The organism is Roseateles sp. GW823-FHT07B05 (genome assembly GCF_058794515.1).
Window position 1 is genome coordinate 215394 of the sequence record NZ_JBXAGX010000002.1, and the last position, 16113, is coordinate 231506.

General features: G+C 68.7%; 6 protein-coding genes. 2 read left to right on the forward strand and 4 right to left on the reverse strand.

Annotated elements, in window-relative coordinates:
• From AC1Q7O_RS05325 to scpA, 4 genes are read right to left on the reverse strand one after another with little or no spacing between them, the layout of a single operon-like run.
• The gene (locus AC1Q7O_RS05325) at positions 1 to 390 is read right to left on the reverse strand and encodes a VOC family protein (RefSeq protein ID WP_492658232.1); all 390 of its coding nucleotides are present in this window, start codon (positions 388 to 390) and stop codon (positions 1 to 3) included.
• A complete protein-coding gene (meaB, locus tag AC1Q7O_RS05330; RefSeq protein ID WP_492658231.1) occupies positions 387 to 1349 on the reverse strand; it encodes a methylmalonyl Co-A mutase-associated GTPase MeaB in 963 nt (320 codons plus the stop codon). The genes AC1Q7O_RS05325 and meaB overlap by 4 nt, the downstream gene beginning before the upstream one ends.
• A complete protein-coding gene (locus AC1Q7O_RS05335; protein ID WP_492658230.1) occupies positions 1346 to 1774 on the reverse strand; it encodes a GNAT family N-acetyltransferase in 429 nt (142 codons plus the stop codon). The genes meaB and AC1Q7O_RS05335 overlap by 4 nt, the downstream gene beginning before the upstream one ends.
• A complete protein-coding gene (gene scpA / locus AC1Q7O_RS05340) occupies positions 1774 to 3969 on the reverse strand; it encodes a methylmalonyl-CoA mutase (RefSeq protein ID WP_492658229.1) in 2196 nt (731 codons plus the stop codon). The genes AC1Q7O_RS05335 and scpA overlap by 1 nt, the downstream gene beginning before the upstream one ends.
• A 94-nt stretch (positions 3970 to 4063) precedes the next feature.
• Between scpA and AC1Q7O_RS05345 the strand changes: the two genes are divergently transcribed.
• Entirely contained in the window at positions 4064 to 4729 is a 666-nt protein-coding gene (locus tag AC1Q7O_RS05345) for a GntR family transcriptional regulator (RefSeq protein ID WP_492658228.1), read from the forward strand.
• A gap of 356 nt (positions 4730 to 5085) precedes the next feature.
• The gene (locus AC1Q7O_RS05350; RefSeq protein ID WP_492658227.1) at positions 5086 to 15993 is read left to right on the forward strand and encodes an SPM autocatalytic domain-containing protein; all 10908 of its coding nucleotides are present in this window, start codon (positions 5086 to 5088) and stop codon (positions 15991 to 15993) included.
• Positions 15994 to 16113 lie beyond the last annotated feature (120 nt).

Consider the following 16113-nt stretch of genomic DNA (forward strand, 5'->3'; position numbering starts at 1 on the left):
TCAGAACGGGAAGTTGATCTCCACGCCGTTGCCGGCGGGGTCTTGCAGGAAGAACTGGTGCTGCCGCGTGACCTCGGAGCGGGACTCGCGGAAGGCCACGCCGTGGGCCTGCAGCCGCGCGGCGGCGGCTTGCGGGTCGCTGCCGGTGAAGGCCGTGTGGTCGTAGGTGCTGGGCGCAGCCGGGTTCACCGGGCCACGCGGCACCTCGTCGGGCCGCTGCGTGGACAGGTGCAGCACCGGGTGGCCACCGGCGTAGAGCCAGAAGCCCGCGGTGCCGAAGTCCGGCCGCGGGCCGACCTCCAGGCCGAGCGCGTCGCGGTAGAAGTCGCGCAGCGTCGCCAGCAGGTCGGCCGGGGCGCGCAGGTTGATGTGGTTCAGGCCGGTGATCATGTGGGCTGCCGGAAGGCGGCCAGCAACTGGCGGGCCGCGGTGGAGGGAGGCGTGCGGCCGTCGCGCACCGCAACGGTCGCGGCATCGAGCTGGGCCTGCACGGCCGGGTGGGCCGTGAAGGCCTGGCGCAGCCCGGTCTGGATGCGCTCCCACATCCACGCCAGCGACTGCTCGCGCCGCCGGGCGGCCCAGGCGCCGCTCGCCTCGCGCTCGGCGCGCAAGGCCGTCAGCGCGGCCCACACCGGCGCGATGCCGTCGGCCTTCAACGCGCTGACCTTCAGCACGCGCTGCGTCGCGTGCGCATGCGTGGGCAACAGCCGCAGCGCCGACGTGATCTGCGCCTGCGCGCGCGTGGCGGCCACATCGTCCAGGTCGGCCTTGTTGATGACGACCAGGTCCGCCAGCTCCATGACGCCCTTCTTGATGGCCTGCAGGTCGTCGCCCGCGTTGGGCAGCTGCAGCAGCAGGTAGAGGTCGGTCATGCCGGCCACGGCCGTCTCGCTCTGGCCCACGCCCACCGTCTCGACGATGACGACGTCGTAGCCCGCCGCCTCGCACAGCAGCAGCGCCTCGCGCGTCTTCTCGGCCACGCCGCCCAGCGTGCCGCTGCTGGGGCTGGGGCGGATGAAGGCGCGGGTGTCCATGGAGAGCTTTTCCATGCGCGTCTTGTCGCCCAGGATGGCGCCGCCGGACAGGCTGCTGGACGGGTCCACCGCCAGCACGGCCACGCGGTGGCCCTGGTCCAGCAGGAAGGCGCCGAAGGCCTCGATGAAGGTGCTCTTGCCCACGCCCGGCACGCCGGAGATGCCCAGCCGCAGCGCGCGGCCGGTGGCGGGCATCAGCGTGGTCAGCAGCGCGTCGGCCTGCTCGCGGTGGTCGGCCCGGGTGGACTCGACCAGCGTGATGGCCTTGGCCAGCGCGCGCCGGTCGCCGGCTTGCAGCGGCTCGGCCAGGTTCACGCGGTGGCCTCCCAGCGGTATTCGATGTCGAAAGCCTGTTCCTCGACCACGCGGAAGCCGTGGCGGCGGTAGAAATCGTTGGCGCGGCTGTCGCGCAGCGCGGCCAGCGTGATGGGCAGGCGGTGCGACTTGACCCGGTCCAGCACCCACGCGCCGAGGCCCTGCCCTTGCGCGGCCGGCTTCAGGTAGAGGTGATGCACGCGCAGTTCGCCGTCAAGCGGCTCGACGGTGAAGTAGCCCACGCGCTCGCCATCCACGACGAGGTGCTGCATCCACTCGGGCCGGAACTGGCTCTTCAGCCGGGCCCGGGCGACGTCGGGGTCGAAACGGCCCAGCCGCGTGAGGCTCTCCCGCAGCGCCTCGATGCGCAGGGCCAGCATGGCCTCGAAGTCGGCGTCGACCACGGGCGCCAGCGCGGGCGTCATCAGGCGGCCACTCCGGTCAGCGCCGCGCGGATCTGCTCCAGCACATCCTTGGCGCTGGCCGGGATGGGCGTGCCCGGGCCGTAGATGCCCTTGACGCCGGCCTGGTACAGGAAGTCGTAGTCCTGCGCCGGAATGACGCCACCAACGAACACGATGATGTCGTCCGCCCCCTGCTTCTTGAGCTCGGCAATGATGGCCGGCACCAGCGTCTTGTGGCCGGCGGCCAGCGTGGAGATGCCCACCGCGTGCACATCGTTCTCGATGGCCTGGCGGGCGCACTCCTCGGGGGTCTGGAACAGCGGGCCGATGTCCACGTCGAAGCCCAGGTCGGCAAACGCCGTGGCGACGACCTTGGCGCCGCGGTCATGGCCGTCCTGGCCCAGCTTGGCGATCATCACGCGCGGGCGGCGGCCCTGGTCCTCGCCGAAGGCGGCGATCTCGCCCTGCAGCTTGGCCCAGCCCTCGGCGGAGTCGTAGGCCGCGGCGTAAACGCCGCTGACCTTGTGCGTGTCGGCGCGGTGGCGGCCGAACACGGCTTCCAGCGCGTCGCTGACCTCGCCCACGGTGGCCCGCAGCCGCATCGCCTCGATGGACAAGGCCAGCAGGTTGCCCTCGCCGTTCTCGGCGGCGCGGGTCAGCGCGCCGAGGGCCGCCTGCACGGCCTCGGTGTTGCGCGTGGCCTTGATCTGCTGGAGGCGGGCGATCTGCGCCTCGCGCACCTTGACGTTGTCCACGTCCAGGATGTCGATGGGATCTTCCTTGGCCAGCTTGTACTTGTTGACGCCGACGATGACGTCCGCGCCGGAGTCGATGCGGGCCTGCTTCTCGGCGGCGCTGGCTTCGATCTTGAGCTTGGCCCAGCCGGAGTCCACCGCCTTGATCATGCCGCCCTGCGCATTCACCTCTTCGATGATGGCCCAGGCCTGGTCGGCCATGTCCTGGGTCAGCTTCTCCATCATGTAGCTGCCGGCCCAAGGGTCGACGACGCTGGTGATGTGGGTCTCTTCCTGGATGATGAGCTGGGTGTTGCGCGCGATGCGGGCGCTGAACTCGGTGGGCAGCGCGATGGCCTCGTCCAGCGAGTTGGTGTGCAAGGACTGCGTACCGCCGAACACGGCGGCCATGGCTTCGATGGTGGTGCGCACGACGTTGTTGTACGGGTCCTGCGCGGTCAGGCTCCATCCCGAGGTCTGGCAATGGGTGCGCAGCATCAGGCTCTTGGGGTTGGTGGCGCCAAAGCCCTTCATGATGCGGCACCACAGCAGCCGGGCCGCGCGCATCTTGGCGATCTCGAGATAGAAGTTCATCCCGATGGCCCAGAAGAACGACAGCCGCGGCGCGAAGTCGTCGACGTTCAGCCCCTTGGCGATGGCCGTGCGCACGTACTCCTGCCCGTCGGCCAGCGTGAAGGCAAGCTCCAGCGCCTGCGTGGCGCCCGCCTCCTGCATGTGATAGCCGGAGATGCTGATCGAGTTGAACTTGGGCATGGCCCGCGCCGTGTACTCGATGATGTCGCCGACGATGCGCATCGACGGCTCCGGCGGGTAGATGTAGGTGTTGCGGACCATGAACTCCTTGAGGATGTCGTTCTGGATGGTCCCGGCCAGTTGCTCCTGGCCCACGCCCTGCTCTTCCGCCGCGACGACGTAGCCGGCCAGCACCGGCAGCACGGCGCCGTTCATCGTCATCGACACCGACACCTTGTCCAGCGGGATGCCGTCGAACAGGATCTTCATGTCCTCCACCGAGTCGATGGCCACGCCGGCCTTGCCGACGTCGCCCGTCACGCGCGGGTGGTCGCTGTCGTAGCCGCGGTGGGTGGCCAGGTCGAAGGCCACCGACACGCCCTGGCCGCCGGCGGCCAGCGCTTTTCTATAAAAGGCGTTGCTTTCCTCGGCGGTGGAGAAGCCGGCGTACTGGCGGATGGTCCAGGGCCGGGCGGCATACATCGTGGCCTGCGGGCCGCGCAGGAAGGGTTCGAAGCCCGGCAACGTGTCGGCGTGCAGCAGGCCGGCCGTGTCGGCGGCCGTGTACAGCGGCTTGACCGTCAAACCCTCAGGCGTGACCCAGTTCAGCGCGCTCACGTCGCCGGCGGGCGCCGACTTGGCCGCGGCCCGGGCCCACTGCTCCAGCGTGGCGGTCTTGAACTCCGGGGCATCCCCCCGGCCCTCGGCGTTCTGGCTGGCGTCCGACATCGAAACTCTCCTGTCTCTGAGCCGTCATCTTAGCCGACCCGTCATTCATAATTATGAATTCAGATTCGCTACACTGAGCTGACAAGTGCCGCTCATGCCGACCTCGCCCACCCCCCTCCTCGCCGCCGCGCCCCTGTACGAACAGGTCGCCGACCGCCTGCGCCAGCGCATCCTGGCGCGGGAGCTGGAGCCGGGCGCCTGGGTGGACGAGCTCAAGCTCTGCGGCGAACTGGGCATCAGCCGCACCCCCATGCGCGAGGCGCTGAAGGTGCTGGCGGCCGAAGGCCTGGTGACGATGAAGCTGCGCCGCGGCGCCTACGTCACCGAGATGAGCGAGCGGGACGTGCGGGAAGCCTATCAACTGCTGTCCCTTCTAGAAAGTGACGCCGCGGCGGAAGTTGCCACGCGCGCCACCGACGCCGAGCTGGCCGAACTGGGCGAGTTGCACCGGGCGCTGGAAGAAGCGCTGCATGAATCCGCAACTTCGCGCGACGCCTTCTTCGCCGCCAACGAGCGCTTTCACCTGCGCGTGCTGGAGATCGACGGCAACCGATGGCGGCTGCAGATCGTCGGCGACCTGCGCCGGCTGATGAAGCTCAACCGCCACCATTCGCTGTTCCGGGAGGGACGGCTGGCGGAATCGCTGGACGAACACCGCGCCATCGTCAAGGCCTTGCTGTCGCGGGACGCGGCGGCCTGCCGGGCGCTGGTGGCGGCCCATTTTTGTAACGGGCTGAGCGCCACGCAGACAGCTTCGTGAAAGGAATCGGGGCGGCCGTGAACTGCCACCGAAAGCCTGCCCTTATCGGTGCGTGGACAGCGCCCGCCCTGAATAGCATGCTAGCCAGTGGGTAAACCACCCTGGGTCCGTGCATGCGAGGGACGGACGGGGTGTTCAAACGGGCTTGATTCGAGAACAAATTCCTCAAGTCATGCCCGCATGGCCCGATAACCGACTGAAGCTCTAAAAACCGCAAGTTACAAGTTGCCCGTTTCGGGTGGCCTGGCACTCGCACCCGAAAAGCCCCGGCGTCGAGGGGCACAGATCCGATTCGACGCAAGGCCGCTGCCTGGTTTCCAGCCAGCGGCCGACAGCACAACAGCAGGTGAAAAACCATGGCAACCGTCATCCCGTTCATTCCCGTTTCGCGTATTCCTGGCCTGACCACGACGACGATCCGGGACTTCACGACCGAAGACTGGGCCGCCTTCAGCACCGACCAGTTGATTGCGCTGACAAGCACCCAGGCCGCTGCGATCACCTCCAGCGGCCTTTCTGCGTTGAGCAGTGACCAGATCCGCGCCTTCCAGACGGAGGACCTGCGATCGATCACCACCACGGCGCTCGCCGGGTTCCGGTCCGACCAGATCAATGCCTTCACGACCACGCAGGTCCAGGCCCTGACGACGCAGCAGGTCGCCTCGCTGTCCAGCAGCCAGGTCGTCGGCCTGACGACGGACGGCGTCGCCCAGCTCACGTCATCGCAAGTGGCGGCCATCGGCAGCAACGCGCTGAAGGCGCTGGGCACCGACCAGGTCGCGGCCATCGAGTCCGGCGACATCAAGGTCATCACGACCACCGCGCTGCGTGGCCTGACCAGCTCGCAACTCGACGCCCTGACCAGCGAGCAGCTGCAGGCGCTGACCTCCACCCAGCTGAATGCGCTGACCTCCTCGCAGCTGCGCAGCCTCAACAGCGATGACCTGAATGCGCTGACGACCGACCAGTTCGCCAAGCTCAGCACCGCCCAGGTCGCGCTGCTGACGACGGACCAGATCGCCGCCATGGAGACGGCCGACCTGGCCGCGCTGACCACCGCGCAATGGGCGGCCCTGGGCTCGGCGCAGATCGCCGCGCTGTCCACCGACTCGCTGCCCAGCATGGAGACGGCCGACCTGCGCGCCATCACCACGGCGGCGCTGGCCGGCCTGTCCAGCGACCAGCTGCGGTCGCTGGTGTCCGGCGAGGTCGCCGCGCTGACGACCAACCAGCTCGCCAAGCTGACGACCGCCCAGCTGCAGGGTCTGGAAACGGACGACATGGCCGCGCTGACGTCCGGCCAGATCGCCACGCTGAGCAGCGACCAGTTCAAGTCGCTGTCCACCGACCAGATCGCCGCCATCGAGTCCGGCGACATCAAGTCCATCACGACGGTCGCGCTGCGCGCGCTGACCAGCGCCCAGCTGGACGCCCTGACCAGCGACCAGCTGCAGGCGCTGACCTCCACGCAGCTGAATGCGCTGACCTCCACGCAGCTGCGCAGCCTCAACACCGATGACCTGAACGCGCTGACGGGCGACCAGTTCGCCAAGCTCAGCACCGGCCAGGTGGCCGCGCTGACGACAACGCAGATCGCCGCCATGGAAACGGCCGACCTGGCCGCAATGACCTCCGCCCAATGGGCCGCGCTGAGCTCGGCGCAGATCGCCGCGCTGTCCACCGACTCGCTGCCCAGCATGGAGACGACCGACCTGCGCGCCATCACCACGGCGGCGCTGGCGGGCCTCTCCAGCGACCAGATCAGGTCCCTGGTCTCCGGCGAAGTGGCCGCGCTGACCACCGTGCAGCTGGCCAAGCTCACGACGGCCCAGCTGCAAGGGCTGGAGACGGATGACGTGGCCGCGCTGACGTCCAGCCAGATCGCCGTGCTGAACAGCGACCAGTTCAAGGCGCTGACGACCGACCAGATCGCCGCCATCGAGGCCGGCGACATCAAGTCCATCTCCACCGTGGCGCTGCGCGGCCTGACCAGCGCCCAGCTGGACGCGCTGACCAGCGACCAACTGCAGGCGCTGTCGTCCACCCAGCTCAACGCGCTGACGACGACGCAACTCCGGAGCCTGGCCACCGATGACCTGAACGCGCTGACGTCCGACCAGTTCGCCAAGCTCGGCACCGGGCAGATCGCCGCACTGACGACGACGCAGATCGCCGCCATGGAGACGGCCGACCTGGCCGCGCTGACCAGCAGCCAGTGGGCCGCGCTGGGCTCCGCCCAGATCGCCGCGCTGTCCACCGACGCGCTGCCCAGCATGGAGACGGCCGACCTGCGCGCCATCACCACGGCGGCGCTGGCCGGCTTCTCCAGTGACCAGATCCGGTCGCTGACGTCCACGGAAGTCGCTGCGTTCTCCACCGGCCAGCTCGCCAAGCTGTCGACCGCCCAGCTGCAAGGCCTGGAAACGGACGACATGGCCGCGCTGACCTCGGGCCAGATCGCCGCGCTGTCGTCCGACCAGTTCAAGGCGCTGACCACCGACCAGATCGCCGCCATCGAGGCCGGCGACATCAAGTCCATCACCACCGTGGCGCTGCGTGCACTGACCAGCGCCCAGCTGGACGCGCTGACCAGCGACCAGCTGCAGGCGCTGTCGTCCACCCAGCTCAATGCACTGACGACGACGCAGCTGCAGAGCCTGAACACCGACGACCTGAACGCGCTGACGAGCGACCAGTTCGCCAAGCTCAGCACCGGCCAGGTGGCCGCGCTGACGACGACGCAGATCGCCGCCATGGAAACGGCCGACCTGGCCGGGATGACCAGTGGCCAGTGGGCCGCGCTGGGCTCCGCCCAGATCGCCGCGCTGTCCACCGACTCCCTGCCCAGCATGGAGACGGCCGACCTGCGCGCCATCACCACGGCCGCGCTGGCGGGCTTCTCCAGCGACCAACTGCGGTCGCTGACCTCCACCGAAGTCGCCGCGTTTTCGACCAACCAACTCGTCAAGCTGTCCACCGCCCAGCTGCAAGGCCTGGAAACCGACGACATGGCCGCGCTGACGTCCAGCCAGATCGGCGCGCTGACGAGCGACCAGTTCAAGGGACTGACGACCGACCAGATCGCCGCCATCGAAGCCGGCGACATCAAGTCCATCACGACCGTCGCGCTGCGCGGCCTGACCAATGCCCAGCTCGATGCGCTGACCAGCGACCAGCTGCAGGCGCTGTCGTCCACGCAGCTGAACGCGCTGACGTCCACGCAGCTGCGCAGCCTGAACACGGACGACCTGAACGCACTGACGACGGATCAGTTCGCCAAGCTCAGCACCGGCCAGGTGGCCGCGCTGACGACGACGCAGATCGCCGGCATGGAAACCGCCGACCTGGCCGCGATGACCAGCGGCCAGTGGGCCGCGCTGGGCTCGGCCCAGATCGCCGCGCTGTCCACCGACGCCCTGCCGAGCATGGAGACGGCTGACCTGCGTGCCATCACCACGGCCGCACTGGCAGGCTTCTCCAGCGACCAGCTGCGGTCGCTGACCTCCACCGAAGTCGCCGCGTTCTCGACCAACCAGCTCGTCAAGCTGTCCACCGCCCAGCTGCAAGGCCTGGAAACGGACGACATGGCCGCGCTGACCTCGGGCCAGATCGCCGCACTGACGTCCGACCAGTTCAAGGCGCTGACCACCGACCAGATCGCCGCCATCGAGTCGGGGGACATCAAGTCCATCACCACCGTGGCGCTGCGTGCGCTGTCCACGGCGCAGATCGATGCGCTGACCAGCGACCAGCTGCGCGGGCTGACCAGCACGCAGCTGAACGCGCTGACCACGACGCCCCAGGTTGTCGGCATCACGACCGACGACCTCAACGCGCTGACCACCGACCAGATCTCCCGCCTGTCCACGGGCCAGATCCTGGCGCTGACGACGGACCAACTCAGCCACCTGTCCACCGACCTGCTGCGCGCCCTGTCCACGGGCCAGTGGGCCGCGCTGACGTCCAGCCAGATCGCGTCGCTGACGAGCGACCAGTTGCCCAACCTGGAGACGGCCGACCTGCGCGCCATCACCACCGTCGCGCTGGCGGGCTTCTCCAGTGACCAGATCCGGTCGCTGGTGTCGGGCGAGGTGGGTGCGCTGACGACCAACCAGCTCGTCAAACTGTCGACCGCCCAGCTGCAAGGCCTGGAGACGGACGACATGGCCGCGCTGACGTCCGGCCAGATCGCCGTGCTGACGTCCGGCCAGCTCGCCGCGCTGACCACCGACCAGGTCGCCGCCATCGAAGCGGGCGACATGAAGTCCATCACGACCGTCGCGCTGCGCGGCCTGAACAGTGCCCAGCTGGATGCGCTGACCAGCGACCAGCTGCAGGCGCTGTCGTCCACGCAGCTGAACGCACTGACGTCCACGCAGCTGCGCAGCCTCAACACCGATGACCTGAACGCGCTGACGACCGACCAGTTCGCCAAGCTCAGCACCGGCCAGGTGTCGCTGCTGACCACGACACAGATCGCCGGCATGGAAACCGCTGACCTGGCCGCGATGACCAGCAGCCAGTGGGCGGCGCTCGGCTCCGCGCAGATCGCTGCGCTGTCGACCGACTCGCTGCCGAGCATGGAGACGGCCGACCTGCGTGCCATCACCACGGCGGCACTGGCTGGCTTCTCCAGCGACCAGCTGCGGTCGCTGACGTCCACCGAAGTCGCCGCCTTCTCGACCAACCAGCTCGTCAAGCTGTCCACCGCCCAGCTGCAAGGCCTGGAGACGGACGACATGGCCGCGCTGACCTCGGGCCAGATCGCTGCGCTGACGTCTGACCAGTTCAAAGCGCTGACCACCGACCAGATCGCCGCCATCGAGGCCGGCGACGTCAAGTCCATCACCACCGTGGCGCTGCGTGCACTGACCAGCGCCCAACTGGACGCACTGACCAGCGACCAGCTGCAGGCACTGAACTCAACCCAGCTCAACGCGCTGACCTCCACGCAGCTGCAGAGCCTCAACACCGACGACCTGAACGCGCTGACAAGCGACCAGTTCGCCAAGCTGAGCACCGGCCAGGTGTCGCTGCTGACGACGACGCAGATCGCCGCCATGGAAACCGCCGACCTGGCCGCGATGACCAGCGGCCAGTGGGCGGCCCTCGGCTCGGCCCAGATCGCCGCGCTGTCCACCGACTCGCTGCCGAGCATGGAGACGGCCGACCTGCGCGCCATCACCACGGCCGCACTGGCCGGCTTCTCCAGCGATCAACTGCGGTCGCTGACCTCCACCGAGGTCGCCGCGTTCTCCACCAACCAGCTCGTCAAGCTGTCCACCGCCCAGCTGCAGGGTCTGGAAACGGACGACATGGCCGCGCTGACCTCGGGCCAGATCGCTGCGCTGACGTCTGACCAGTTCAAGGCACTGACGACCGACCAGATCGCCGCCATCGAGGCCGGCGACATCAAGTCCATCACCACCGTGGCGCTGCGTGCACTGACCAGCGCCCAGCTGGATGCGCTGACCAGCGACCAGCTGCAGGCGCTGTCATCCACGCAGTTGAACGCGCTGACCTCCACGCAGCTGCGCAGCCTCAACACCGATGACCTGAATGCGCTGACGACCGACCAGTTCGCCAAGCTCAGCACCGGCCAGGTGTCGCTGCTGACGACGACGCAGATCGCCGCCATGGAAACGGCCGATCTGGCCGGGATGACCAGCAGCCAGTGGGCCGCGCTGGGCTCGGCCCAGATCGCCGCGCTGTCCACCGACTCGCTGCCGAGCATGGAGACGGCCGACCTGCGTGCCATCACCACGGCGGCGCTGGCCGGCTTCTCCAGTGACCAGATCCGGTCGCTGACGTCCACCGAAATCGCCGCGTTCTCCACCAACCAGCTCGTCAAGCTGTCGACCGCCCAGCTGCAGGGTCTGGAAACGGACGACATGGCGGCGCTGACGTCCAGTCAGATCGGCGCGCTCACCAGCGACCAGTTCAAGGCACTGACGACCGACCAGATTGCCGCCATCGAGGCCGGCGACGTCAAGTCCATCACGACGGTCGCGCTGCGCGCGCTGACCAGCGCCCAGCTCGATGCACTGACCAGCGACCAGCTGCAGGCGCTGTCGTCCACCCAGCTGAATGCGCTGACCTCCACGCAGCTGCGCAGCCTGAACACGGACGACCTGAACGCGCTGACGACGGATCAGTTCGCCAAGCTCAGCACCGGCCAGGTGTCGCTGCTGACGACGACGCAGATCGCCGGCATGGAAACGGCCGATCTGGCCGCGATGACCAGCGGCCAGTGGGCCGCCCTGGGCTCCGCCCAGATCGCCGCGCTGTCCACCGACGCCCTGCCCAGCATGGAGACGGCCGACCTGCGTGCCATCACCACGGCGGCACTGGCCGGCTTCTCCAGCGACCAACTGCGGTCGCTGACGTCCACCGAAGTCGCCGCGTTCTCCACCAACCAGCTCGTCAAGCTGTCGACCGCCCAGCTGCAAGGCCTGGAGACGGACGACATGGCCGCGCTGACCTCGGGCCAGATCGCTGCGCTGACGTCTGACCAGTTCAAGGCGCTGACCACCGACCAGATCGCCGCCATCGAAGCGGGCGACGTCAAGTCCATCACGACGGTCGCCCTGCGTGCACTGACCAGCGCCCAGCTGGATGCGCTGACCAGCGACCAGCTGCAGGCACTGAGCTCCACCCAGCTCAACGCGCTGACCTCCACGCAGCTGCAGAGCCTGAACACCGATGACCTGAACGCGCTGACGAGCGACCAGTTCGCCAAGCTGAGCACCGCCCAAGTCGCGCTGCTGACGACGACGCAGATCGCCGCCATGGAAACCGCCGACCTGGCCGCGATGACCAGCGGCCAGTGGGCGGCCCTCGGCTCCGCGCAGATCGCCGCGCTGTCCACCGACTCGCTGCCCAGCATGGAGACGGCCGACCTGCGTGCCATCACCACCGCCGCACTGGCCGGGTTCTCCAGCGACCAGCTGCGTTCGCTGACCTCCACCGAGGTCGCCGCCTTCAGCACCACGCAGCTGGCCAAGCTGTCCACCGCCCAGCTGCAAGGTCTGGAGACGGACGACATGGCCGCGCTGACGTCCACGCAGATCGGCGCGCTGAGCTCTGACCAGTTCAAGGCGCTGAAGACCGACCAGATCGCCGCCATCGAGGCCGGCGACGTCAAGTCCATCACCACGGTCGCGCTGCGTGGCCTGTCGACGGCACAGCTGGATGCGCTGACCAGCGATCAGCTGCAGGCGCTGAGCTCCACCCAGCTCAACGCGTTGACCTCGTCGCAGCTGCAGAGCCTGAAGACCGACGACCTCAATGCGCTGACGAGCGACCAGTTCGCCAAGCTCAGCACGGCCCAGGTCGCGGCGCTGACGACGACGCAGATCGCCGGCATGGAAACGGCCGACCTGGCTGCGCTGACCAGCGGCCAGTGGGCCGCGCTGGGCTCGGCCCAGATCGCCGCGCTGTCCACCGACGCCCTGCCCAGCATGGAGACGGCCGACCTGCGTGCCATCACCACCGCCGCACTGGCCGGCTTCTCCAGCGACCAGCTGCGGTCGCTGACGTCCACGGAAGTCGCTGCGTTCTCGACCAACCAGCTCGTCAAGCTGTCGACGGCCCAGCTGCAAGGCCTGGAAACCGACGACATGGCGGCGCTGACGTCCAGCCAGATCGGCGCGCTCACCAGCGACCAGTTCAAGGCACTGACGACCGACCAGATCGCCGCCATCGAGGCCGGTGACGTCAAGTCCATCACGACGGTCGCGCTGCGCGGCTTGTCGACGGCCCAGCTGGATGCGCTGACCAGCGACCAGCTGCAGGCGCTGAGCTCCACCCAGCTCAACGCGCTGACGACGACGCAGCTGCAGAGCCTGGCCACGGATGACCTGAACGCGCTGACGGCCGACCAGTTCGCCAAGCTCAGCACCGGCCAGGTGGCCGCGCTGACGACGACGCAGATCGCTGCCATGGAGACGGCCGACCTGGCCGCGCTGACCAGCACGCAGTGGGCGGCGCTGGGCTCCGCCCAGATCGCCGCGCTGTCCACCGACTCGCTGCCGAGCATGGAGACGGCCGACCTGCGCGCCATCACCACGGCGGCGCTGGCCGGCTTCTCCAGCGACCAGCTGCGGTCGCTGACCTCCACCGAGGTCGCTGCCTTCAGCACCACGCAGCTGGCCAAGCTGTCAACCACCCAGCTGCAAGGCCTGGAGACGGACGACATGGCCGCGCTGACGTCCACGCAAATCGGTGCGCTGACGTCCGACCAGTTCAAGGCACTGACGACCGACCAGATCGCCGCCATCGAAGCCGGCGACGTCAAGTCCATCACGACGGTCGCGCTGCGTGGCCTGTCGACGGCGCAACTGGACGCGATGACCAGTGACCAGCTGCAGGCGCTGAGCTCCACCCAGCTCAACGCGCTGACCTCCACACAGCTGCAAGGCCTGAGCACGGATGACCTGAACGCGCTGACGGCCGACCAGTTCGCCAAGCTCAGCACGGCCCAGGTCGCGCTGCTGACGACCACCCAGGTCGCCGGCATGGAGACGGCCGACCTGGCGGCGCTGACCAGCGGCCAGTGGGCGGCACTCGGCTCGGCCCAGATTGCCGCGCTGTCCACCGACGCGCTGCCGAGCATGGAGACGGCCGACCTGCGCGCCATCACCACGGCCGCACTGGCAGGCTTCTCCAGCGATCAGCTGCGGTCGCTGACCTCCACCGAGGTCGCCGCCTTCAGCTCGGCGCAACTGGCCAAGCTGTCCACGACCCAGCTGCAAGGCCTGGAGACGGATGACATGGCGGCGCTGACGTCCAGCCAGATCGCTGCGCTGACGTCCGACCAGCTCAAGTCGCTGACGACGGACCAGATCGCCGCCATCGAGGCCGGCGACATCCGCGCCATCGCGACCGGCTCCCTGCCGGCACTGTCCACGGCCCAGTTGGACGCGCTGACCAGCGACCAGCTGCAGGCGCTGTCGTCCACCCAGCTCAATGCGCTGACCTCCGCGCAGCTGCAGAGCCTGAAGACGGATGACCTCAATGCGCTGACCGCCGACCAGTTCGCCAAGCTCAGCACGGCCCAGGTCGCGCTGCTGACGACGACGCAGATCGCCGCCATGGAAACCGCCGACCTGGCCGCGCTGACCAGCACGCAGTGGGCGGCGCTGGGCTCGGCCCAGATCGCCGCGCTGTCGACCGACGCGCTGCCCAGCATGGAGACAGCCGACCTGCGCGCCATCACCACGGCGGCGCTGGCGGGCTTCTCCAGCGACCAGCTGCGGTCGCTGACCTCCACCGAGGTCTCAGCCCTCAGCACGACGCAGCTGGCCAAGCTGTCCACCACCCAGCTGCAAGGCCTGGAGACGGACGACATGGCCGCGCTGACGTCCACGCAGATCGGTGCGCTGACGTCCGACCAGTTCAAGGCGCTGACGACCGACCAGATCGCCGCCATCGAGGCCGGCGACGTCAAGTCCATCACCACCGGTGCGCTGCGGGCACTGTCCACCGCACAGCTGGACGCGATGACCAGCGACCAGCTGCAGGCCTTGAGCTCCACCCAGCTCAACGCGCTGACGTCCGCGCAGCTGCAAGGCCTGGCCACGGATGACCTGAACACGCTGACCGCCGACCAGTTCTCCAAGCTCAGCACGGCACAGATCCAGCTGCTGACCACCACCCAGGTGGCCGGCATGGAGACCGCCGACCTCGTGGCGCTGAGCTCCAGCCAGTGGGCGGTGCTGGGCTCGGCGCAGATCGCCGCGCTGTCCACCGACGCCCTGCCCAGCATGGAGACGGCCGACCTGCGCGCCATCACGACGGCAGCGCTGGCCGGCTTCTCCAGTGGCCAGCTGCAGTCGCTGCTGTCGACGGAAGTCGCCGCGCTGACGACCGGCCAAGTGGCCGCGCTGACGACGGCGCAGCTGCCGGGCCTGACGACGGAGCACATGGCGGCGCTGACGTCCACGCAGGTGGCGGTGTTCAGCACGGCCCAGATCCAGGGCCTGTCGACCGACCAGATCGCCGCCATCGAGCCGGATGACCTGCGCTCGCTGACGCCCACCTCGCTGCAGGCCATCACCACCGCCCAGCTCGGTGCGCTGACGACCGACCAGCTGCAGGGCCTGGCGGGCCGCGTCATCTACCTGACGACGTCGCAGATCCAGAGCATGGCGACCGACGACCTGAACGCGTTCACGTCCAACCAGTTCCGTGTGCTGACCTCTTCCGAGGTGATGGCCTTCACAACGGCGCAGATGGCCGCGCTGGAGACCGACGACCTGCGTGCGCTGACGACGGCCAACTTCGCGGCGCTGAGCACCGCGCAGATCCAGGCCATCACCAGCGACCAGTTCGCGACGCTGAGCTCCGCGCAGATCACCGCGCTGACGACGACCCAGGCGCATGCGCTGACGACCGACCAGATCCATGCGCTGACATCCGATCAGACCATCGGCCTGGAAACTCGCGACATGGTGGCCATGACCGATGACCAACTCAAGGCGCTGACCAGCGAGGCGATGAGCGTCTTCAACGACGCGCAGTTCAACACGCTGCTGTCGATCACGCCGATCGCGCTGGACCTGGACGGCCACGGCGTCAACACGCTGGCGGCGGCCCAGGGCGTCAACTTCGACCTGCTGGGCACCGGCCAGGTGAACAAGGTCGGCTGGGTGGCGGGCGGCGACGGCCTGCTGGTGATGGACCGCAACCACGATGGCGTCATCAACAACGGCAACGAGCTGTTCGGCATGGGCACCATCCTGTCCAACGGCAAGCGCGCCGCGGACGGCTATGCCGCGATGGCCGAGCAGGACAGCAACCACGATGGCAAGCTCGACCAGAAGGATGCGCACTGGAAGGAGCTCAAGGTCTGGGTGGACGCCAACCACGACGGCAAGACCGACGCGGGCGAGCTGAAGTCGCTGGAGGAACTGGGCATCGCCTCGCTGGACCTGAATGCCGCGAAGGGCACGACGGTGGACAACGGCAACCTGCTGGGCCTGGTGTCCAGCTACACGACGACCGACGGCAGCCAGCACCAGATGGCGGACGTCTGGTTCGCCAAGGACGTGCAGCCGCAGAAGGCCGACGACGCCCAGGCGCCGGTGACGCTGACCGACGTGCTGGCCCCGGCAGCCGGCGCGCTGCTGGCGGCCGAACCGGTCGACCTGGCCAAGGCGGCCCACGCTGCGGCCACCGGCGCGGATGCCCACCTCGCCGCCATCGACCGCAAGCTCGCGGACGAAGAGGAACTGCGCCGCAACAACGGCGGCGCGCTGATCTGACGACGCTGCGCGGGGCGCTAGCGCCCTGCTGACGCCGCCATCCCGGCGGCCCCGACAGGCCCGGTGGAGCAATCCGCCGGGCCTGTTCTCATTCGAGGGGCAGCGCCGTGACGGATTCGG